The sequence below is a fragment of the Rheinheimera pleomorphica genome (assembly GCF_011634895.1).
Taxonomy (GTDB): domain Bacteria; phylum Pseudomonadota; class Gammaproteobacteria; order Enterobacterales; family Alteromonadaceae; genus Alishewanella; species Alishewanella pleomorphica.
On record NZ_SIRR01000006.1, the window covers coordinates 1 to 22,211 of the forward strand.

The window sequence follows — 22,211 nt, forward strand, 5'->3', positions numbered from 1 at the left end:
TCGCTTTAACGGTAAAAGATGGTTCTTAAATGAGCAGGTTTTTACTCAACCTGCTTGACGTGGGGAGTCATACCAACGCCCGCCACAAACGCGAGTAACGTGTTGCGAGTCGAGCCGCGAAGCGGCATTTTGATGGCGATTGTTATGCATCCATTAACCCAAATATTGCAGTGTAATTTTTCTCATACTCACTGACGGTAACAAAAGGCCATACTAAGCAATTTAGGCTTACAAGAAGCGTTAGTGTCATTGTGATGCCAGATGGAATTTCAAAAAACCAAGGCACTGCAACCATAGGAACTAATGCAAATGTTGTAAGTGTGTAAAAACGGTAACCCACCAAGCGCTTTACCATCAACTTCACTTCATTTGCCCAGGAAAACATTAAAAGCGATGAAACCGCAAATACAACTGTAAAAATCCAGCGTTCGGCACTTGGTGTGTCAATAGTGAAGGCAAGTGAGATAAAGAAACAACAATAAATACCTATAAACTTGCTAGAGTCCAAGTTCAAAGAGAGCTTGTCATGTTTATCTAAACTGCAATATTTCATCGGTGCTCACTGGTTGCATAACGCCCGCAACACACGCGAGCAACTTGTTGTGAGTCGAGGGCCGCAGGCCCGTTGTGATTGCGCTTGTTATATGCTAGCAATTCAGTTTCGGTAGCCACTGTACCTCCCCAGACATCTTCTTAAATTCAATTGGAGCAAGTTTTATCCGCCCACTAGAAATTTCAACTTCTGGAACTTCGATTTTCAGAGTATCACCGATGTTTGCGCCAATATTTACTTTTTCACCAAAAGACTTGTTATAGGTGAGTATCATTTCATGGTAATTCTGTTTTACTACTCCACCGACTAAAACTCCGTCTTGCCATTCCTTCAGCGAGTAAATCATTGGTTTATTCCCATTGGTCTGAACGGAAATGTTGTCTGAAAGCAGTCTTATGCTTTTGCCCTCTTCTAAAACGAAACTGATTGATAGCACAAAGGTGCCGGCATTCTCTTCAATTAAAGAGGAGTGAAGCAAAACGCCTTCGACAATAGGGATTTCAATGCGTTCTTTATTGCTATTATGATCGCACGAACGAGACAATGACTGACCAAGTGGGTGAAAAGGTTGATAGTAAGTTCCTCTAGGTTTGGCGATGCAGCCAACCAAGAATAAATTCATAAAAACTATAAAAAGCAGCTGATGTTTCATGGCATATAACAGCTTAATAAATTGGAGCTTGCACGCTTTCACGCAGTGCTTGCTCCCTTCTATCTTTAATAATTGGCAACAAACTATCCAATAACCCTACCCAAATCAACAGAATTTTAACGGTTTGCCTATCGGTAGGTGTAGAAAGCGGGTTTAAACCTTGCGATTAATTTGCTTACAATAAATTTACCTACTACTGTATATGCGTACATTTAAATTGTTTTAAGGGAAATGTTATGGCATCGCCGTTTTTGCAGTATATCGCTGAGTTTATGTACGCCCGCCGTTATGCTAAACGGACGGTGGAAGCTTATGTGTACTGGATAAAGATGTACATCTTGTTTAACAGAAAACAGCATCCGGCACAGTTAACCGAACAGGATGTCGAGCGCTTTTTATCGTATTTAACCAATCAGCGTAATGTTGCACCACGCACCCAGGCGTCGGCGCTTAATGCGCTGAGCTTTTTGTATAAAACGGTGTTGCAAAAACCCTTGTCTTTAAACCTGAACTTTAATCGCTCACAGCTTTCCCCTAAGCTACCGGTAGTGCTCACCCGCAGTGAAGTTTTTGCTCTGTTACGGGTTATTGAACCGCGCTATAAGCTGCTGGCGCAGTTGATGTACGGCAGTGGTTTGCGACTGATGGAGGCGGTTAGGTTGCGTGTGCATGATATTGACTACGACTACCTGTCGGTCATGGTGTGGCAGGGTAAGGGCAATAAAAACCGCCGTACAACTTTGGCCGCAGAATTAGTGGCATCACTTAAACAACAAACGCAGTTTGTGTTGCAATATTTTCAGGCCGATTTGGCAAACCCCGATTATGCGGGAAGCTGGTTGCCTTATGCGTTGGCGCGTAAGTACCTTAATGCACCTAAAGAGCTAGGCTGGCAGTATTTATTTCCGTCTTTGCAGCTTAGCGTCGATCCAGATTCTAAGCTTCTGCGCCGCCACCACCTGGACGAGAGTTGCGTCAGGCGCGAAATTAAAATTGCCGCAAAAAAGTCCGGTATCAGCAAAAATGTCACCTGTCATACCCTGCGTCACTCCTTCGCTACACACCTATTAGAATCCGGTGCCGATATCCGTACTGTGCAGGAGCAGCTGGGGCATACCGATGTACGCACCACGCAAATTTATACCCATGTGCTTAATCGTGGTGCGGCTGGGGTAAAAAGCCCGCTGTCGCAACTGCTGTAAAGCCTTTACCTATTACTACTGCAAAGCCATTGACGGCCGTTACCGCTGGCATACAATAGCGCCAATTTAGCCACTTCTTTTGCTTAAGGTAGCCGTATGAGCAGTGACACCGTGATAGCCGCGCCAACGTTGCGAGAGCGATGCAGGCAATTTATTGAAAACAGCCTGGTGCAACGCACCTTACTGGCGCTGATTTTAATTAATGCCGTGATCCTGGGTATGGAAACCATGCCCGGTGTGATGGCAGCCTTTGGCTCTTATTTACTGGCATTGGATAAGGCCATACTGGTGGTGTTTGTAGTAGAAATTGCCATTCGTTTGTTTGTGCACCGGCTGGCGTTTTTTAAAGACGGCTGGAGTGTGTTTGACTTTATAGTGGTGGGCATCGCGCTGGTACCGGCCAGCGGGCCTTTTGCCGTGCTGCGGGCGCTACGGGTGCTGCGGGTGCTAAGGGTACTGACCTTTGTGCCGTCAATGCGCAAAATTGTTGGCGCGCTTATTCAGTCGCTTAATGGCATGCTGTCTATTGCCATGGTGCTGGCGCTAATTTATTACGTAGCCGCGGTGATGGTAACCAAGCTGTTTGGTCAGGCCTTTCCGGACTGGTTTGGCAGCTTAGGCGCATCGCTGTATACGCTGTTTCAGATAATGACGCTGGAAAGCTGGTCTATGGGTATAGCGCGGCCAGTGATGGAGCAATTCCCCTATGCCTGGGCCTTTTTTGTGCCCTTTATCTTAATCGCCACCTTTACCATGCTGAATTTATTTATTGCTGTTATCGTGAATGCGGTGCAAAGCATGCACGATGAAGAGCATAAAGCCGAGCATGATGCCGATGTGGCAACCCAGCACCAACTGCTGGTGCAAATGCAGCAGCTGCAGCAAGAGTTAGTGCAGCTGCGGACAGAGTTGAAAAAGCCTACTGCAGAATAAAGTCTTCCAGCGATTGGCCGGTTAGCCGGCCAATTTGCACAAACATATAAATAATAGCGCCCATCAACATTACCATAGTAGGCAACACTATTACCGGGTAACTAAGCCAGGTCATACGGCCCAGCTCTTCCGCATAAGCGCTGGTGCCAGGCTGGCTGACGACGATGGCTTTGGCCAGAATATAGTTAAGCACCGACGATAAGAAAAACGCCGCCGCCACCACGTAACCGGCCCGGCCCATGCGTTGGTTAAACAGGGCGCTGTTATTTTGTGCGGCCAGCGCCTGTTCTAATTTGGGCAGATCCAGTAGCTCGGGGTTAATCAGCAGTTTTTTAACCAGCGGGTAGGGGGTGTATTGGCTAACCAGCACCACTATGCCTATTAACGCCGGTACCAGGGCTTCTTTAATGGCGATATAAGACGGCGGCAGCTGCAGCAGGCTGATACCACCGGTTAGCAGCACACTGATAATACCCAGTACCGAGAAAAAATTTACCTTACCGCTCTGCTTTAACTCCCACAGGCCAAACAGCAGCGGAAACGCCAGTGCGACGACCACGGCCCACACCGGGCCCAACGTATCATCGCCGCTAAAGCGGCTTAAAATGACCGCCGGTATCACAACGTTTATCAGTAAGTTAGATAAAAAGCCGGATTTTTTCCTGGCCGGTGCGGTTTGTGGTTGTGTCGTCATCATTGCAATCTCAACAAGGCTTTGCAGCCAGTATATCAAGCTTTATTGCTGCCAGCGCTAGTTTAACTGACCCAACAAATCGGCCAGTGCAGCGCGGTGGCGTCGCGACATACTTAGTTTGGCGCCGCACTTTAAAATCACTTCAGCATCGCCTTTATCGCCGGGACGCAGCTCGGCAATATCACTTTTGCGCACTATGCTAGAGCGGTGGATACGGGCAAATTGCGCCGGGTCGAGTTTTTTCTCTATCGCCGCCATGGTATCGCGCAGCAGATAGCTTTTTTGCTGCGAATAAACATGAATATCAACATAGTTGCCAGCGCTTTCTATCCAGCTGATGTCGCTGACGTCAACAATGCGCAACCGGCCCGGATCGCGGATAGTAAGGCGATCAGCATAAGTTGTTGCCGCTGGCGCTGAGCCACTGAGCCGGGCAATAATTTTGCTACAGGCTTTAAACAAGGCCTGCTGGAAGCGCTCGGCACTAAAGGGTTTTAGCAGATAATCGGTGGCACTTAATTCAAAGGCCGTGACGGCGTGCTCGGCATAGGCGGTACAGAAAATAACCTCTGGCTTATTGGCCAGTTGCTTGAGCACACTCAGGCCATCTAAGCCGGGCATTTGAATATCGAGAAAAATAATATCCGGTTGATGCAGCTGCGCCAGGCGTAAGGCATCGGTGCCGTTATCGGCTTCAGCCATAATTTCAAATTGTTGCTGCTGACTCAGCAGATGTCTTATGCCAGCCCTGGCTAAAGGTTCGTCGTCCACTATTAAACAACGTAATTTCATATCCGACCCGGGAAAGTAAAAATAATACGGCGCTGATGGCATTAGGTGTTGTCAGCGGGTTGTGCCGTTGGGCATAAAGGGCGCGCAGTTTAACAAAGATACAAAGATGAATGTATAGCGCTGGTCTTATTTTCTCTGGCTTTGGCAGCAGTTTTTACAAATTTACACAGCTGCCAGGCTCGTTGCAGTTTTCCTCCTGTTGGTCACGCCAGGCCGCACTTTGGTGACTTTGTGCTGGTATTGGCAACAAAACGGCAGTAGCGTCAGCGCCGGAAAAACCACCACTTATAACAAAGGCAGCCGTTTTACGGCGTCCAGGGGGAATTACATGCAACAATCATTAGTTAGTAAAGCCGTGCGCTTTGCCATGCTGGCATTACCAATGTCCACGCTAGGCGTAACGGCTACGGCCATGGCACAGCAAGAAGTGGCCAAGGTAGAACGCATTGAAGTAACAGGCTCACGCATTCAGCGCCAGGATATGGAAACCGCGTCGCCGGTAACGGTGATTGATGCAGCCGCTATCCGGGTTGAAGGCTTTACCTCTGTTGATCAGCTGCTGCAGGCACAAACCTCAATGGCCGGTGCGGCAGTAGGTTCAACTACTAACAATGGCGCCGACGGCGTAGCCCAGGTAGATTTACGCGGTATGGGCGCCCAGCGTACCTTAGTGCTGTTGAATGGCCGCCGTATGGTGAACTCCGGCTCGGGTGCCGACAGCGCGGTAGACTTAAACGCCATTCCGGTAGCGATGATTGCCCGGGTCGAAATTTTAAAAGATGGCGCCTCAGCCGTGTATGGCTCTGACGCCATTGCCGGCGTAATCAACATTATCACTAAAAAAGACTTCGACGGCGTACAGCTGGATCTGAACGCCAGCAGCACTGACAAAGGCGATGGTGAAACCGGTGAGCTAAGCGCCCTGTATGGTTTTAGCACTAACAGCGGCAACTATACTGTCGGCGCAACCTATGCCGATCGTAAAGGTGTAATACAGTCAGACCGTGACTGGACAGAGCCGGGCAGCAGCTCGTTTATCCCTACCGGTAGTCTGGGCGGCAAGGTACAAAATGCCGACGGCGAATGGGTAGCGCGCAGCAGCGGTTACGACTTTACCAAAGACAGCTGGTACCAAACCCCAAGCAAACGCTACAGCCTGTTTGCTAATGCCACGCAAGAGCTGGATAACGATTTAGTGCTGAGCGCCGATGCGTTATACACCAAGCGTAAGTCAGACCAGCAGTTAGCGCCGCAGCCGGGTGATATTATGCTGGATGTCTGTGGTGCGCCGGGTGCCTCCTTGCAAAACTGCATTACCTTAACCCCGGCCATGCTGGCTGGCGGCTTAGCGGCAGATGATACCGGCCGTATTAACTACCGTCGCCGCACTAACGATGTTGGCCCGCGTATTTATGCGCAGGACACCGACACCCTGCGTTTGTCGGCAGCCTTAGCCGGTAATCTGGATGTACACACCGGCATAAACTGGGAGCTGTCGTACACTTACGGTAAAAATGAAGCCGATACCTCGGTAGCCAATTCCATTAACGCCGTGCAAATGGAAAACTCGGTCTATGCCAATCAGGCGGCCTGGTTCAGCGGCGCACCGCTGAGCAGCGCTATTGTTAACGACATTGGCTATTTAGAGCAGGCCGATGGCGGTAACTCGCAAAGTATTATTGCCGGCGTATTAAACGGTGATTTATTTGACTTAGACGCCGGTGCTGTCGGTTTTGCCATCGGCGCAGAATATCGCCGCGACGCCGGTTTCTACAACCCGGATCCGGTGATTGTGGCCGGTGAAGGCACAGCAGCACAGCAAGACCCGACCAAAGGCAGCTACAGCGTAGTGTCGTTCTATCAGGAAGTCAGCGTACCGTTTAGCGACAAACTGACCGGCGAATTTGCACTGCGCTTTGACGACTATTCAACCTTTGGTAAAGCCAGCACCTGGAAAGTGGGCTTAACCTATGAATTATCAGACGAAGTAATGTTGCGTACGGTAGCGGCTACCGGTTTTAGGGCGCCAAACGTCAGCGAGCTGTATGGCGGTAACACCGGCTCATACGACTACTTAACCGACCCGTGGGGCAATGAGCAAGACCCGCAAATTCTGGTGAACTACACCTCAGATGCCAATATTAAGCCGGAAGAGTCTGAGTCGTTTACTGCAGGTTTGGTATTGTCACCGGTGCAAATTGACGGTTTATCGTTAACAGTCGATTACTGGCGCTTTAAAGTGTCCAATGCCATTACCCGTTTAGATGCGCAGGCTGGCCTGGATAACTGTTTTGCCGGCGATCAGGCATCCTGTGACACCTTTAATATTACGCTGGCAGGTGACCTGACTAACTTTACCAACCCGCTGACTAACGTCGGTAACCAGGACACCAGCGGTGTCGATATTAACGTGGCGTACCGCTTTGATGCACTGGGTTTAAGTTGGAAAATCAACAACGACACCACCTGGTTACTGAAGTTTAAGCAGGACGGCATTGATTACACCAACACCATCGACGGTAACTTTGGTGGCTACGCTGAACTACGCAATAACTTCAGCCTGCAGGCCGGCCAGGGCGACTGGACTGTTACCTACTTTAACCGTTACATCGGTAAAACCGACTTCCTGGCTGACGGCTCACGCATTGATGCCGTGCTGTATCACAATATCGCCGCCAGCTACTTTATTACTGACGGTTTAAGTGTGTCGCTGGGCGTGAAAAACCTGACTGACGAAGAGCCATCGTATGTGGCGAACGGCAGCGATGGTGGCACAGTGCCGGAAGTGTTCGACACTATCGGTCGCCAGATCTACGGTGGCGTAAGCTACAAGTTCTAATTCATCAGCTTCCTGATGTTTGCCCGCCGTAATGGCGGGCTTTTTTTGCGGTGCACGCCGTGTTTTTATTTTTGGTTATTTGGTCTTACCAATTCCGTTGCCCACTTTGTAATCAATCAATGTTGAGTACCAGTTAATTACCAGCTAGGGTGGTAGCACACAGGCTAACTGAGGTAAGCAAGATGGATCATTATGCTGCATTAAAAAGCAATGTCGGGTTACTGGGCACCCAGCTGGGCGATACTATTCGCAGCCAGTTAGGCAACGCGCTGCTGGAGCGGGTAGAGCAAATTCGCCAGTTATCCAAAGCGGCGCGCCAGGGGGAAGAGCTGCAAGCCGACAAGTTAAAGCAGGTGCTGCAAAGTTTAACCGATGATGAACTGCTGCCGGTGGCACGGGCGTTTGCCCAGTTTTTGAATCTGGCCAATTTAGCCGAGCAGCATCACAGTATCAGCCGTATTGGTCATGCCAGTATCGAAAAGCCCGAGCCACTGCAAGAGCTGTTTAGTTTGCTGGCTGACAAACAACTGGACACGGCTAAGGTGCAGCAGGCGGTGGCTAATTTATCGATAGAGCTGGTGCTTACAGCACACCCTACCGAAGTCTCGCGCCGTACCCTTATTCATAAGCTAACCGAAATTGCCGGCTGTTTAACCGAGTTAGAGCAGGATTTAACACCAGCGCAGCAACAGCGGGTAGAGCAGCGTTTAAGTGAGTTAATTGCTCAGGCCTGGCACACCAATGAAATTCGCGAACAGCGACCCACACCGGTGGATGAAGCTAAATCTGGCTTTGCCGTCATTGAAAGCTCATTGTGGCAGGCGATACCGGATTTTCTGCGCGAGCTGGATGGCAAGCTGCTAAGTGCAACCGGTCAGGGCCTGGCACTGGATGCGGCGCCGGTAAAGTTTTCCTCCTGGATGGGGGGTGATCGTGACGGCAACCCCTTTGTGACGTCCAAGGTGACCCGACAGGTGCTGTTACTCAGCCGCTGGAAAGCCGCTGACTTGTTTGCCAAAGATTTAGACCTGCTCAGCAGCGAGTTGTCGATGTATCAGGCCAGCCCGGCGCTCATTGAGGTGGCAGGCGAGGCCAGCGAGCCTTACCGGCAGGTGCTGAACAAGCTGCGTAGCGGCTTGCTGCATACCCGGGACTGGTTAACCGAAGCGTTAAAGCATGATCGCTTGCAGCGACCGCAGGATCTGATCTGGCATAACCAGCAATTACTTGACCCCTTGCTGCTGTGCTATCAGTCGCTGCTTGATTGCGGTATGGCCGTTATTGCCAACGGCAAATTGCTCGACACCTTGCGCCGCGCTTACGCCTTTGGTTTAACACTGCTCAAGCTGGATATCCGCCAGGATGCCGGCCGTCATGCTCAGGTGTTCGGCGAACTGACGCAATATCTCGGCCTGGGCGATTATGCCGCCTGGGACGAGGGCGCCCGCCAGGCATTTTTACTGGCCGAGCTGGCCAACCGGCGGCCGCTGTTTCCGAAAAGCTGGCAGCCATCAGCCGATGTGCAGGAAGTGCTGGACACCTGCGATATCGTCGCCCGCCATGGCAGCGAAGCGCTCAGCACCTATGTTATTTCAATGGCCGGCAAACCGTCCGATGTGCTGGCAGTACAACTGTTGCTAAAAGAAGCTGGCATCAGCTTCCCGATGCCGGTGGCGCCGCTGTTTGAAACGCTCAGCGATTTGCAAAACGCACCCGATTGTATGCGCAAACTGCTGAGTATCGACTGGTACCGCGGTTATATTAACGGCAAACAGGAAGTGATGATTGGTTACTCCGACTCGGCTAAAGACGCTGGTGTGTTTGCCGCCGCCTGGGCGCAATACAGCGCGCAGGAAGCCCTGGTGGCGATTTGCCAGCAGGCCAAGGTGCAACTGACGCTGTTCCATGGCCGCGGCGGTACTATCGGCCGCGGCGGCGGCCCGGCGCATGCCGCTATTTTATCCCAGCCGCCAGGCTCGTTGGCGGGGGGATTACGGGTGACCGAGCAGGGCGAGATGATCCGCTTTAAATTTGGCCTGCCCAAATTAGCCGAGCGTAGTCTGGCGCTGTATGCCAGTGCCGTGCTCGAAGGCATGTTATTACCACCACCGGTACCCAAGCAAAGCTGGCGCGAGCTGATGAGCCGGCTCTCTGCAGACTCCTGCGAAGCCTACCGTGCTGTGGTTAGGCACAACAAAGACTTTGTGCCGTATTTTCGCGCCGCCACGCCCGAGCAAGAGCTGGGCCAGTTGCCGCTGGGTAGCCGGCCGGCCAAACGCAACCCGACCGGCGGCGTAGAAAGCCTGCGCGCGATACCGTGGATCTTCGCCTGGTCGCAAAACCGCCTAATGTTGCCAGCCTGGCTTGGTGCCGGCTCGGCCTTAGCCAAAGCGGCCGAACAGAATAAAGCAGAACTGCTTGATGAAATGCAGCAGCAGTGGCCGTTTTTCGCCACCCGCATGTCGATGCTGGAAATGGTGTTTTTAAAAGCCGACAGCGACATTGCCGCTTACTACGACAAGGTGCTGGTGCCGGACGAACTCAAGCACTTAGGCCAGCAGCTGCGTGATCAGTTAACGGCCGATCGCGAGCTGCTGCTACAGCTGATCCACAGCGATACGCTAATGGCGAAAGAGAGCTGGATCAGAGAGTCGATAATGCTGCGCAACACTTACGTTGACCCGTTGCATATCCTGCAGGCTGAGTTGCTGCACCGGGTCAGGCATCAACCGGAGCGGGTAAGCCCGACCATCAGCCGTGCCTTAATGGTGACCATCGCCGGTATTGCTGCCGGTATGCGAAATTCTGGTTAGGGGCTCGTTAGCAAATAAGAAAACCGGCATAATCTGCCGGTTTTCTCTATCTGAGGGATAACATTTACTCACACCGACACGCCGTGGATAGATCCCTGTAGGCTCGATTATAAACTTCATCCTTGAAGTTTATCCTGCGGACCAGCAAAGCTGTTCAAATTCGTTCCTGACGAATTTGTCCGGCATCCATGCCGTCAACGGTCGGCTTAGAGTAAATCTTACCCCTCCCACGCATCAGGTCCTAGCCCCGCGGCACAAAATCCAGCACGGTGGCATTAATGCAGTAGCGGCGCTGGCCATTTGGACCGTCATCAAAAACATGGCCTAAATGGATGCCGGATACCTTGGCACGAATTTCAGTGCGGCGCATGCCGTAGCGGTTATCCGGTTTTTCAATTACCGCCCCGGCGACCGGCCGGGTAAATGACAGCCAGCCGGTGCCGGAGTCAAAGCGGTGGCGGGTGTCGAACAGCGGTGCGCCGCTAAGCTTATCGACAAAGACGCCGTCCGGGGTATTTTTAAAGATTTCATACTGCTGGCAAAAGCGCGCATCGGTACCTTCATCAAAGGCAACATTAAAGGCCTCGCTGGCGCCGAGTTTAAATTTGCCCAGCAGCCGATAAAATTCCTCACTGCTTAACAGGCCCTGGCGGCCAAACACTTCTTTGCCATCCTGCAACAAAATAATGGTTGGTGTGGCCCAGGTAGGTGAGCTGATTTGCAGCCCCTGCAGCTGGCTGGCATAGCGGTAATGCAGCGGGATATCTCCCTGATAGGCGTTGCCGGTATCCGCTTTAAACTTTTCGCAGTAAGGGCAGTAGCTTGCAGAATCGATCACTAGTATATGCTTACCGCTTAACAAGGCATTGTTATCCACGCTGGCTGTGTGCGGCACTGGCGTATCAGTAAAGCGCACGCCGGTGCTGTGATCCGGGCAGTAGCCATTGGGATTTTTCGCGATATAGTCCTGATGATAATCTTCGGCCGGAAAAAACTCGCGCAGTGGTTTGATCTGGGTAGCAATAACACCATAACCTGCAGCGCTGAGCAGCGGTTGATATTCCGCTTTAAGCTGGCGCGCTGTCGCTGCCTGCGCATCACTGTTGGTCAAGATAATGCTACGGTACTGGGTACCAATATCATTGCCCTGGCGGTTAAGCTGCGTGGGGTCGTGCATTTCAAAATAGCGCTTGAGCAGTGTATCCAGGCTGATTTGCGCCGGATTAAAGCGCACCTTTACCACTTCAGCGTGATTATTCGGGTTAAACTGATGCCGCTTTTGCGTAATCACGCGGTAGCTGGGTTTTACACCGTTACCGTCGGCATAACCGGATACCGCATCAATAACGCCCGGCATGGCTTCAAAGCGTTTTTCTACGCCCCAGAAACAACCGGCGCCAAGCACAATGCTGTCAATATGCTCGGTAGCGGGCATCTTGGCTATGACGCTGCCGCTAAACAGCATGGTTAGGGCACACAGCCGGATAAACTGAGTTAACATCACTACCTCTGTCTGTTATTACCTGAAGGCTTATACGTAATAGACAGGCAAAAGGGTTAGTCGCTTTCAGCAAACTCCGTTACCGCTTGCAGTGTGCGCTCAATATCATCGCGGCTGATATCCAGATGGCACACCCAGCGCAGTCGCTTAATGCTGCCATTGGCACTTTGGTAATTACTGCCGGTCAGCTTAATGCCACGTTCGGCTAAGTAAGGCACTAGCTGCTCTGCCAGGCTGAGTTCAACATCAGTAAACAAGATATTGGTTTGTACCGGCAATGTCACAAGCTTGCCTTGCAGCGCCGGCAGTTGCGCGCTTAAGGTGGTTAAACCCTCGGCTAAATGTCGGCAATTAGCATGATCATCGGCCAACCTGTCGATATTGTGCTGCAGCGCATATAAACCGGCGGCAGCTAAAATGCCGGTTTGGCGCATACCACCGCCCAGCATCTTACGCACCCGCCGCGCCCGGGCGATAAACGCATTCGAGCCCAGCAGCAAAGAGCCAACCGGGCAGCCTAAGCCTTTGGATAAACACAAGGATACCGAATCGTATCCCTGGCACAGTTCACGCGCCATCTGCTGTGGCGTTAGGCTATGCTGTGGCGCTAACGCCACGGCAGCATTCATTAGCCGCGCGCCATCGATATGGCAGGCTAAGCCTTCGTCTTTAGCCAGTGCCGCCACATCGCGCATATAGCTAAGCGGTAATACTTTACCGCCGACGCTGTTTTCAATCACGATAAGGCGCGTACGGGCAAAATGCGGGTCGTCCGGTTTTATCGCTGCGGCAATATCGCTCAGCGCTAAGGTGCCGTCATTTTGCAGCTCCAGCGGCTGTGGCTGAATAGAGCCCAGCACCGCCATGCCGCCACCTTCCCACTTGTAAGTGTGCCACTGCTGGCCGACGATGGCCTCATCACCACGCTGGCAATGGCTCATCATCGCTATCAGGTTAGTCTGGGTGCCGCTGGGGGCAAATAACGCGGCTTCAAAACCCAGCAGTTCAGCGGCTGTGCATTGCAGTTCCAGCGTAGTGGGGTCATCGTTAAATACGTCATCGCCCAGCGCTGCGCTGAACATACGCTGTTTCATTGCAACAGAGGGTTGAGTAACGGTATCGCTGCGAAAATCGGCCATGCTGTGCTCCATAATTATGCTGTAGACAGACTAAGGCGCGGTGTAAGGTTGTGCAATCAGAATGGGTTGAAGTGCAGAACTATTCGCTGAAATAAAGTGATGTGAACGCAAAAAGGAGAAGCTTATTGGTTAGAAGCTGCAAACCGGCTCGCCCACGTCAACGCGCCGTAAACCCTTCCCTGGGGGCTCGACTCAGGCATCCATGCCTTCAACGGTTGACTTAGAGCAAGTCGATTCGCAGCAGCTCAACGATTAATAAAAATTAATCTTAAAGTCGACACCAAAGGTGCGTGGTTCGTTAACAAAACCGGTCAGGTTATTGAAATCGATCGCGCCTTTTAAGTTGTCCTGATCCGTGATATTACGGCCAAATACACCTACTTCGTAGTTATTGTCGTAGTTGATATAAGCTACGCGTAAACCGGCTTCGTAGTTGTTGTTCGACTTGAACTCGGCTGATTCATACAGGAACAAATTGGTTTTACCCTGCAGCTGGTAGTCGCCATAAATGTATATTTCACCGCTTTCAATCGGGAAATCATAACGGCCATTTAACGTCAGAATGGTTTCCGGCGCCTGCGGGAACGGGTTGCCGTCAATATACACCAGATTGCCTCCGGCGCTTGGATCCAGTGGCGTACAGTAAGGCTGGAAGTTCTGGTTCAGCGCTCCGCAATAAGCTACGGTAAGTGCATCATCTTTTAGCTCGGTTTTGTTGTAGCTAAAACCACCACCAATACTCAGGTTTGGTAATACCCGGTAGTCAAAGTCGAATTCGAAACCGTAACCAACACCTTTGTCAGCGTTAATTAACTGATTACCCTGGGTTTCGCCACCGATAGCGGATAATTGAATATCATCTATGGTGTAGTAAAACAGTGCCCCGTTAACACGTAAAGTGTTGTTCAGCAGGTCTGATTTAGCTCCCACCTCAAAAGAGGTAATAGTCTCAGAATCAGCAACTGAAGGGGATTTTTCAAAGGCGACATCGCGCCCTTGAATTGACTGGGCACGGAAACCATCAGCAACACGGGCAAATAAACTGGTCTTATCGGTTAAACGATAGTTGGCGCTTAACTCCCAGCTAATTTGGTCATCTGATACCTTGATCGGGTCGTAGTTTTGAATCGCCGCCGCCGGTGGCTCAACAATCAATGCTATAGCGTCAACATTCTGTTGGCCGACTGAGAAGGTTTTCACATCGTCGGTATAACGGATACCGCCGGTGATATCCAATTTGTCGTTAATTTTATAAGACGTTTGGCCAAACAGGGCCCAGCTGGTGTTGCCATGGAACACTTCGGTGGCACCAAAGAAACCATCGATACTGTTTACTCCAAAGGTGGAATCAAAATAGAAACCACCGACCTGCCAGCTTAAGGCATCACGGGTATCACTGGCTAAACGGATTTCCTGCGTATATTGCTTTAAGTCTTTTAACTGATCTTCCGTTACGGCCTGGAATAAAATGAAATCTGGGCCATTCGGGGTGCCGCCGTCGATATCACCGATACCGCCACCGTCAGCGCGTTCCAGCGCTGAAATACTGGTCAGTGTCATGCCGTCTAACTGGAAATCCAGTTTTAATGAAGCACCCCAGGCATCATAGCTTTGGCTGTTGGCGGTGGGGTTGTCGTATGACACGGTATCGCGGTCGTAGTTGTCATTCAGCTTGTCGCTGCCGGGGGAGAGGATATTGGCGCGGAACAGTGATGAGGTGCCATCGTAGTTGCGTGAGTGTACATTTAACAGTGCATCAAAATCGGCAGCTTCATATAAAAACTGCAGCCGGCCAGCGCGTTCATTATAGCCGCCCATGGCGTCGCTTTCGCCGCTAAAGCTGTTATCTACCCAATCGCTGCGGTGTTGTGATAGTAATGACACGCGGGCTGACAGCTCATCGGTTAAACCGCCACCGACTGCACCTTCCAGGTTCAACTGACCCAAAGTGCCCAGGGTGGTTTTAACATAGGCATCAAATTCCTGACGTGGCTTTACGCTGTCAAACTTGATAATACCGGCTGTGGTGTTGCGACCAAACAGCGTGCCCTGCGGGCCGCGGATCACCTCTACCTGCTGTACGTCAAACAGCGGGAAGCTTTTTAAGATCACGTTCTCCATTACCACGTCGTCCATAATAATGGACACCGGCTGCGAGGCGGCTAAGTCAAAGTCAGTGTTACCTAAACCGCGGATATAAAAACGTGGCGCAGCACGGCCGTTAGAAGTTTCGGCATATAAGCCCGGCACCTTGATCGCCAGTGCAGTAATGTCGTCGCCGGAGGCGAAAATGGTATCAAACTTCTCGCCTGACAGTGTCGCTATCGAGATCGGCACTTCCTGAATACTCTGGCTGCGCTTTTGCGCGGTTACCGTGATGGTTTCCAGTTCCTGCTCTTTTGCACCCTGGTCTTTGTCACTTTCCTGCGCCATCAGCACAGGAGAAAGACCAACAGCTGCGCCGAACAGAGCAGCTTGCATCGCCGCAGATAACGCTGACTTGGTAAATGGCTTCATTAAGGTGAACCTTTTATTGATAGTTTTTGCGAAGTTGTGTGTGTTTGGTAACGGCAATTTTGCTGGAGTGACCACAGCGGCCATTAACGCTAAACCTGGGCTAATATAGCAGTTTGTCGCGCAAAATGCTCAATTTGCCGTAGTTTTGCGCTGAATTTCTAAGCAACCTGATCGAAACCGGTGTAGGCTCGTAGTCGCTACAGGCACCTAACCAGAGACTGCTATGCCTAACCTGATGCGATTGCTATTTTCATTGTTGTTATCAGCCTGCTTCAGTGGGCCTGCCCAGGCCGTCAGCAGCGGTTGGCAAAGTGCCAGCCATTTAAAGGCTGAGCTGGTCAGCCAGTACCGGCAGGTAACACCGGGCCAGCGCGTGCAACTGGCGCTGCATTTTGTGCCCGACAAACACTGGCATACCTATTGGCAAAACCCCGGTGATTCTGGCCTGGCGACCAGTTTAAGTTGGCAGTTGCCCAAGGGGGTGACGGCGGGTGCTATTCAATGGCCAACACCCAGCGCTATCGCGTTGCCACCTCTGATGAACTATGGCTTTGAAGGCCAGACCATACTGTTATCTGAGCTGAGCATAGCGCCGGATTACTCTGCTGACAGCCTGCCGATCCAGTTACAGGTTGACTGGCTGGTGTGTGAAGAAGTGTGTATCCCCGCCGACGCGCAGTTTAGCCTTACTCTGCCGGTAGCGGCAGAGCCATTACCCGCAGAGCAATATCAGGGCTTATTTACGCAGGCACAGCAACAGCAGCCGGTACCGCTTAACAATGACGGTCGCTTTGATACCACCGGTGGTGCCTTTTCTGCTGTGCTGGACTGGCCGCAAGGCGCTCAGGTACGGCAATTCTTTGTCGCTGCCTCTGAGTTGGTGGATCACGCCGCGGCCCAGCAAATCAGCCTGCACAATGGTCAGCTCCTGCTGCAGCAGCCTTTAAATACCTATTTTACTACTGCGCCTGCGCAGCTGGAGCTGGTAGTCATAACCGACAACGGTGCTTACAGTCTGCAGCTGCAACAGGCTGGGCAGGTGGGTACCGAAATTCTGATCACGGCCGGGCAAAACACCGATACTGCACTGTGGCTGATATTATTGCTGGCGGCCAGCGGCGGCTTGCTGCTTAACTTAATGCCGTGCGTGTTTCCGGTGTTGTCATTAAAAGCGCTGAGCATTGCCGCCAACAGCCAGCAACGCAGCCGGCAACAGCGCGACGCCATATTTTACAGCCTTGGGGTGCTGCTAAGCTTTGTGGCGCTGGCACTACTGCTGCTTGCGCTGCGTAGCGCCGGTGCGGCGGTGGGCTGGGGCTTTCAGTTGCAAAGCCCTTATCTGGTGGCGCTATTGGTGTATCTGCTATTGGCGCTGGGGTTAAGTTTATCCGGCGTGGTGCAGTTTGGTTTAGGGTTAATGAACAGTGGCACCCGTTTAACGGCTGGCAACGGCAGTAAAAGCGCATTTTTTACCGGCGTGCTGGCGGTAGTGGTGGCCAGCCCCTGCACGGCGCCTTTTATGGGCACGGCACTGGGTTATGCGGTAAGCCAAAATGCCGCCGTGGCGCTTACGGTGTTTGTTGCCTTAGGGCTGGGCATGGCATTGCCATTCTTACTGCTGGCGTTTGTGCCGGGCGTTGCCGGCCTGCTACCCAGGCCCGGTGCCTGGATGGAAACATTGAAACAGTGGCTGGCTTATCCGCTTTACTTAAGTGCGGCATGGCTGCTGTGGGTCTATGGCCGGCAAGTGGGTATTGACGCTCAAGCGTTGGTATTAGTTGGTGCTGTGTGTATCGCAGCAGCCTGTTGGTTATGGGGCCGTAAGCAATTGGCGCAGGCGGGTAAGGTCAGCGTGGTATTGGCGTTATTGTTATTGCTGTTGGCGTTGTTGCTGCCGGTATGGGCACCGACACAAACCGCCACCCTGGCGCAGCCGCAAAGCAGCCAGCACTGGCAACGCTGGTCAGCTGAAAAACTGCAGCAGCTGCGCGCCGACGGTAAACCGGTGCTGGTGAATATGACCGCCGACTGGTGTATTACCTGTTTAGTCAATGAGCGGGTGGCATTGAATACCGACAGCAGTAAAGCTGCGCTGGCACTGTACGATGTGACCTATTTAAAAGGCGACTGGACGTTGCGTGATGCGGCTATCACCGAGTATTTACGCTTGTATCAGCGCGATGGCGTGCCGCTGTATGTGGTGTATTGGCCGGGGCAGCCGCCAGAAGTGCTGCCGCAAATTTTAACCCCCGACACGCTGGCGACCACGCTGGAGCGATTAAGTCGGCAACCTTAATGTGCAACACGATAAAACAGGAGTAATGCAGATGAAACTAACTCAACTGGTGCTGGCAGCGTCTGCTGCTGTGTTTTCACTCGGGCTGGCGGCCGCACCACAGGTAGGCGCGCCGGCGCCCGACTTTACGGTGGTTGACTCCAAAGGCAACAGCCATAACCTAAAAGATTTTGCCGGTAAACATGTGGTGCTGGAGTGGACTAACCATGATTGTCCGTTCGTGAAAAAACATTACAGCGGCAATATGCAGGCATTGCAGGCTGAAATGACAGCACAGAATGTGGTGTGGCTCAGCGTGATCTCTTCCGCACCAGGCAAGCAGGGCCATGTCAGCGGCGCTAAAGCGGATGAGTTAACCGCCAGCCGCAGTGCACTGCCAACGGCGGTGGTGTTTGACGAAAGCGGTGTAGTGGGTAAAGCCTATGATGCCAAAACCACACCGCATATGTATGTTATTGATAAAGCCGGCGTACTGCAGTATATGGGCGGTATCGACAGTATCCCCTCGGCCAAGGTCGAGGATATCGCCAAAGCCACGCCCTATTTTGCTAACGCGGCCAAAGCGGTATTAACCGGCCAGACGCCTGATCCGGCGGTGACTAAACCTTATGGCTGCAGCGTAAAATATTAGGCTGCGCCGCCAGCGCTTATCCTGCTGCCAATTAACCCTGTTGATAGCGCAGCAGGGTGAGCATTTGTGCCATGCTGGACAGGCTGTGGCGCTGCAGTATCAGCTCGCGGCCAAGCTTAAGGGCTTTAGCTTCGCACTGGCCGCGCACTGCGCTGTCGCCGATAGTGTCCAGATCGGCAACATGCGCCAGGCCTACCGTACGGCGAATAAGCTCACAGCCGGCATAGCCTAAGCTGTCAGCCCAAATCTGCTGCATAAAACGTTGCTGATACAGGCTGTTTTGCAGCGCCGGCTCGCGGCATTCGCTGCTCATCAGCGCGCTAAACTGGCGGCTAAATTGTTGCCAAAGCGTTTCGATTTGCGCAAGTAAATACTGCTGCTGTGTCTCGCGTGCAGCGGCATCAGCAGTCAGGCCGAAATGGCCAAGGTAATTCAGTAGTAAATTGCCCAGCAGGCTACCCACATCAAAGCCAATTGGGCCATAAAAGCCAAACTCGGCGTCGATAACTTTGCAGTTGTCATCGTTGATAAAAATACTGCCGCTGTGCAGATCGCCATGCAGTAAGGCCTGCGGTTTAGATAAAAAGTCGGCCTTCAGCTGCGCGACTTCAGCCTGCAACACTTCGTCATGCCACAGTTGCTGTGCTTCAGCACGAATCCCGCTGTGGATATTATTGCGCTCGTGGTTGCAGTACGGATCGGTAAAAAATAAATCTTCGGTGATCAGACACAGCTCAGGGTTTAAAAACTTGCCGACCTGCTGCTTTTTATTTGGCCCGGTTAAGGCAAAGTCGCTGCTGTAGTACAGGGTGTTGGCCATATAGCTTGCCAGTTGCTCTGCCAGGTGCGGGAACTGCTTAGCGGCAATCAGCTCGCTGCGCAAAATGCGGTAGTCTTTTAAATCTTCCATTAAAATGGCGGCCTGCTCAGCATCATAATGCAAAACTTCTACCGTATGCTCGGGGCAGAGCTTGCGGTGCTTCAGCAGTACTTCGGCTTCAATACGGGCGCGGTCTATGGTTAACGGCCAGCTCTCACCAACACAGCGCGCGTACGGCAGGGCTTGCTTGACAATCAGGCTGCTGCCTTTGTCGTTACTTACCCGAAACACCAGGTTCAGGTTACCATCACCAAACTCCTCACAGCTAAGTTTACTGTGATCGCCAAACAGGCCACTGTGTTCATCAGCAAAGCGCATAGCATCATCATTAGTAAAGGTGCGGTATTCTGCCATAGGGGGTCTCTTACTTGTGTTGATTAAAGCTGGGCTGCATAATCGCAAACCTGATAGACGTCTGCAACGCCAAACAGGAATAAGCTATGAAAAACCTAACCGCCCTGAGTCTGAAAACTGAACAAGGCCTGCTGTATGTGCTGGATCAGACGTTACTGCCACAGCAGCAACGCTGGCTAAAGTGCAGCACAGTGAGTGATATGGTTAGCATGATTAAAGCGCTGCAGCTACGCGGTGCGCCGGCCATTGGCATTGGTGCCTGTTTACTACTGGCGTATCGGGCAAGTGTTGGCGACAGCCGGGAGCAATTACTGTTGGACGCTGAAGTACTGCGCGCCGCAAGGCCCACCGCCGTCAACCTGATGAATAACCTCGATAGCATGATAGCCGCGCTGGCGCAGAATGATTTTAAAGCCGCTGCCATCGCCTGCGCTGAGCAGCTCTTTGCCGAGGATGTCGCCTTGTGTCAGCGCATGGCCGAACACGGCGCGGCACTGGTGCAACAAGGCGAGCAGCTGTTAACCCATTGTAATACGGGTGGTTTGGCTACCGCCGGTGTCGGCACTGCGCTGGGGGTGATAAATCTGGCGCATCAGCAAGGCAAAAACATCCGCTTGTGGGTAGATGAAACCCGGCCACTGCTGCAAGGCGGGCGTTTAACCGCCTGGGAGTGCCAACAACTGGGTATTCCGTATCAGCTGATCTGCGACAATATGGCCGCCATGCTAATGGCGCGCGGCCAGGTAGACCGCATCTTTGTCGGCTCGGACCGTATTGCCGCCAACGGCGACTTTGCCAATAAAGTGGGTACTTACTCGCTGGCGGTACTGGCGCATTATCATCAGGTACCGTTTTACGTGGTGGCACCGCATACCACGGTCGATCTGGCCTGCGCCGATGGCAGCGCTATCCCGATAGAGCAACGTCATGGCGATGAAGTGCGCGGCGTTAGCGGTGGTTTTGGCCAAGCGACGTGGGCACCGGAACAAGCACCGGTATTCAACCCGGCCTTTGATGTGACACCCGCTGAACTGGTCACCGGTTGGGTGCTGGACACAGGGGTGTACTCACAGGCAGATATCGCCGCCGGCGTCTTGCAGCAGTTTACCGGCAAGTAACGGTGCTGCAATACTTGTTAAGTTATTCCATCCGCTTTGGTTTTCCCTGCTGCAAAGGCTGTTAAATCTGACAGTTTCCCTAAAAGCGCTACTTCATATGATCAGCTGGCTAAACACGCATTTTTGGGCGCTGTGTTGCTGAAGGAGCAACACAAGCCAGCTTACTTATCCTGATGCATAAATAATGCGTGCTTATAACAGCTGTACTTTGCGGCTAGAACGCTCATAACGAGCAAACCTTTAAACTTAAAAACGTCTCAAGGAGAGATAGGATGCAAATGCTAAAATTTGATCAAGTCGACAAAGTGAGTGGCGCAGTTGGGCCCGCGGGGGCGGCCCTGGGTGCTGTGGGGCCGGCATGTCTGCAGGCTTTGGATTTGTTGGTGGCAATATAAAGAGTGTAGAGAAGACGGTAGTATACAAATAACTATTAATTTTTAAATTTAGCCACACAAGATCTAAGAGTCGTCAGTGTGGCTTATTAGATATTAATAATTCAAAGGGTGTTATATGTTTGAGTCCAAACCGTGGTGTGCAGAAAGAGAACAAGGTCTTGTTTGGTTCTGTATTAAAAAAGGCGTGCTGTCGTGGGGACTGCTCCTATTTTGTAGCGTTTTTCTGGGCAGGCACATCGTAGATATAGTTCTTTATGAGGTTGACTGGTCTAGATTGGTTTCTGACTTGAAGCTTGGACTTCCTTTGTGTTCAGTGCTGGGTTTTACTTTTGGTTACTTCTTATGGAAGAAAAATGAAAAAGATTTCTCAAAATCACAGGAATAATTCTCCTTGCGGAGTTTTTATCTCTGTAGTCTTTCTGACGAATTCCCACGAATGGCGTAGATAAAAAATAGTAAGAAGCGCAGGAAACATTCATGGCAGTTTCCGAGCAGATCATTCACCAAAACTCACAAACCATGAATGTAAAAACAATGCTCGCCGATTTCCTCTCATTCGTCACCCCAAAAATGTATGCACAAAGCCCGGTTTTTAGCTGTGGGGGCGGCAATACAAAGCTTGATGCAGAATGGGGTTGGCTAGTCAGCCGATACCATAGCAACATCTACGCCGTTGCTGGCATTGCAATACTTGTTGAATTATTCCTCCCGCTTTGGTTTTCCCTGCTGTAAAGGCTGTTAAATCTGACAGTTTCCCTAAAAGCGCTACTTCATATGATCAGCTGGCTAAACACGCATTTTGGGGCGCCGTGTTGCTGAAAAAGCAACACCAGCCAGCTTACTTATCCTGATGCATAAATAATGCGTGCTTATAACAGCTGTACTTTGCGGCTATTACGCTC

Annotated in this window: 17 protein-coding genes; 9 read left to right on the forward strand and 8 right to left on the reverse strand. The window is 51.6% G+C overall.

Translation table 11 applies throughout. The features are described 5' to 3' along the window. Positions 1–142: 142 nt before the first annotated feature. Both EYB30_RS06420 and EYB30_RS06425 read right to left on the reverse strand, forming a co-directional pair. The gene (locus tag EYB30_RS06420) at positions 143–553 is read right to left on the reverse strand and encodes a hypothetical protein (protein WP_166838093.1); all 411 of its coding nucleotides are present in this window, start codon (positions 551–553) and stop codon (positions 143–145) included. Between the two features lie 94 nt (positions 554–647). Further along, complete coding sequence (locus EYB30_RS06425) at positions 648–1,205, reverse strand: hypothetical protein (RefSeq protein WP_166838094.1); 558 nt, start codon at positions 1,203–1,205, stop codon at positions 648–650. A gap of 236 nt (positions 1,206–1,441) precedes the next feature. Here EYB30_RS06425 and EYB30_RS06430 point away from each other — a divergent pair, with 236 nt between their 5' ends. Next, on the forward strand, positions 1,442–2,407 hold the full coding sequence (locus EYB30_RS06430) for an integron integrase (protein WP_166838095.1): 966 nt from the start codon (positions 1,442–1,444) through the stop codon (positions 2,405–2,407). A gap of 96 nt (positions 2,408–2,503) precedes the next feature. Next, positions 2,504–3,340: an ion transporter gene (locus EYB30_RS06435; RefSeq protein WP_166838096.1), complete on the forward strand. Its 837-nt coding sequence runs from the start codon at positions 2,504–2,506 to the stop codon at positions 3,338–3,340. Here the strand turns inward: EYB30_RS06435 and EYB30_RS06440 are convergent. Then, the gene (locus EYB30_RS06440) at positions 3,327–4,037 is read right to left on the reverse strand and encodes a VC0807 family protein (protein ID WP_241697984.1); all 711 of its coding nucleotides are present in this window, start codon (positions 4,035–4,037) and stop codon (positions 3,327–3,329) included. The genes EYB30_RS06435 and EYB30_RS06440 overlap by 14 nt on opposite strands. A gap of 54 nt (positions 4,038–4,091) precedes the next feature. Next, positions 4,092–4,826 (reverse strand): LytR/AlgR family response regulator transcription factor, encoded by a 735-nt coding sequence (locus tag EYB30_RS06445; RefSeq protein WP_166838097.1) that lies wholly within the window; start codon positions 4,824–4,826, stop codon positions 4,092–4,094. A 328-nt stretch (positions 4,827–5,154) separates the two neighbouring features. Between EYB30_RS06445 and EYB30_RS06450 the strand changes: the two genes are divergently transcribed. Continuing rightward, positions 5,155–7,665, forward strand: coding sequence for a TonB-dependent receptor (locus tag EYB30_RS06450; protein ID WP_166838098.1), 2,511 nt, complete (start codon positions 5,155–5,157; stop codon positions 7,663–7,665). Between the two features lie 182 nt (positions 7,666–7,847). Then, positions 7,848–10,478: a phosphoenolpyruvate carboxylase gene (ppc, locus tag EYB30_RS06455; protein WP_166838099.1), complete on the forward strand. Its 2,631-nt coding sequence runs from the start codon at positions 7,848–7,850 to the stop codon at positions 10,476–10,478. A gap of 241 nt (positions 10,479–10,719) precedes the next feature. On the opposite strand, the gene msrA is transcribed toward ppc, so the two are convergent. The 3 genes from msrA to EYB30_RS06470 all read right to left on the reverse strand — a co-directional run bounded on the left by msrA (position 10,720) and on the right by EYB30_RS06470 (position 15,635). Next, the gene (gene msrA, locus EYB30_RS06460; protein ID WP_166838100.1) at positions 10,720–11,979 is read right to left on the reverse strand and encodes a peptide-methionine (S)-S-oxide reductase MsrA; all 1,260 of its coding nucleotides are present in this window, start codon (positions 11,977–11,979) and stop codon (positions 10,720–10,722) included. A 56-nt stretch (positions 11,980–12,035) separates the two neighbouring features. Further along, positions 12,036–13,118, reverse strand: a complete 1,083-nt coding sequence (gene ltaE / locus EYB30_RS06465) for a low-specificity L-threonine aldolase (RefSeq protein ID WP_166838101.1) — start codon at positions 13,116–13,118, stop codon at positions 12,036–12,038. A gap of 252 nt (positions 13,119–13,370) precedes the next feature. Beyond that, positions 13,371–15,635 (reverse strand): TonB-dependent receptor, encoded by a 2,265-nt coding sequence (locus EYB30_RS06470; RefSeq protein ID WP_166838102.1) that lies wholly within the window; start codon positions 15,633–15,635, stop codon positions 13,371–13,373. Positions 15,636–15,858: 223 nt separating this feature from the next. On the opposite strand from EYB30_RS06470, the gene EYB30_RS06475 reads away from it, so the two are divergent. Together EYB30_RS06475 and EYB30_RS06480 are read left to right on the forward strand one after the other, a co-directional pair. After that, positions 15,859–17,931, forward strand: a complete 2,073-nt coding sequence (locus tag EYB30_RS06475; protein ID WP_166838103.1) for a protein-disulfide reductase DsbD family protein — start codon at positions 15,859–15,861, stop codon at positions 17,929–17,931. 31 nt (positions 17,932–17,962) lie between these two features. After that, positions 17,963–18,562, forward strand: coding sequence for a redoxin domain-containing protein (locus EYB30_RS06480; protein ID WP_166838104.1), 600 nt, complete (start codon positions 17,963–17,965; stop codon positions 18,560–18,562). 31 nt (positions 18,563–18,593) lie between these two features. On the opposite strand, the gene mtnK is transcribed toward EYB30_RS06480, so the two are convergent. Further along, positions 18,594–19,796 carry an S-methyl-5-thioribose kinase gene (mtnK, locus tag EYB30_RS06485; RefSeq protein WP_166838105.1) on the reverse strand — a complete coding sequence of 401 codons (1,203 nt, stop codon included), beginning with the start codon at positions 19,794–19,796 and terminating at the stop codon, positions 18,594–18,596. Positions 19,797–19,882: 86 nt separating this feature from the next. Between mtnK and mtnA the strand changes: the two genes are divergently transcribed. From mtnA to EYB30_RS06500, 3 genes are all read left to right on the forward strand, one after another. Further along, positions 19,883–20,914: an S-methyl-5-thioribose-1-phosphate isomerase gene (mtnA, locus tag EYB30_RS06490; protein ID WP_166838106.1), complete on the forward strand. Its 1,032-nt coding sequence runs from the start codon at positions 19,883–19,885 to the stop codon at positions 20,912–20,914. Between the two features lie 510 nt (positions 20,915–21,424). Beyond that, the gene (locus EYB30_RS06495) at positions 21,425–21,694 is read left to right on the forward strand and encodes a hypothetical protein (protein ID WP_166838107.1); all 270 of its coding nucleotides are present in this window, start codon (positions 21,425–21,427) and stop codon (positions 21,692–21,694) included. A gap of 92 nt (positions 21,695–21,786) precedes the next feature. After that, a complete protein-coding gene (locus EYB30_RS06500) occupies positions 21,787–22,041 on the forward strand; it encodes a hypothetical protein (protein ID WP_166838108.1) in 255 nt (84 codons plus the stop codon). Positions 22,042–22,211 lie beyond the last annotated feature (170 nt).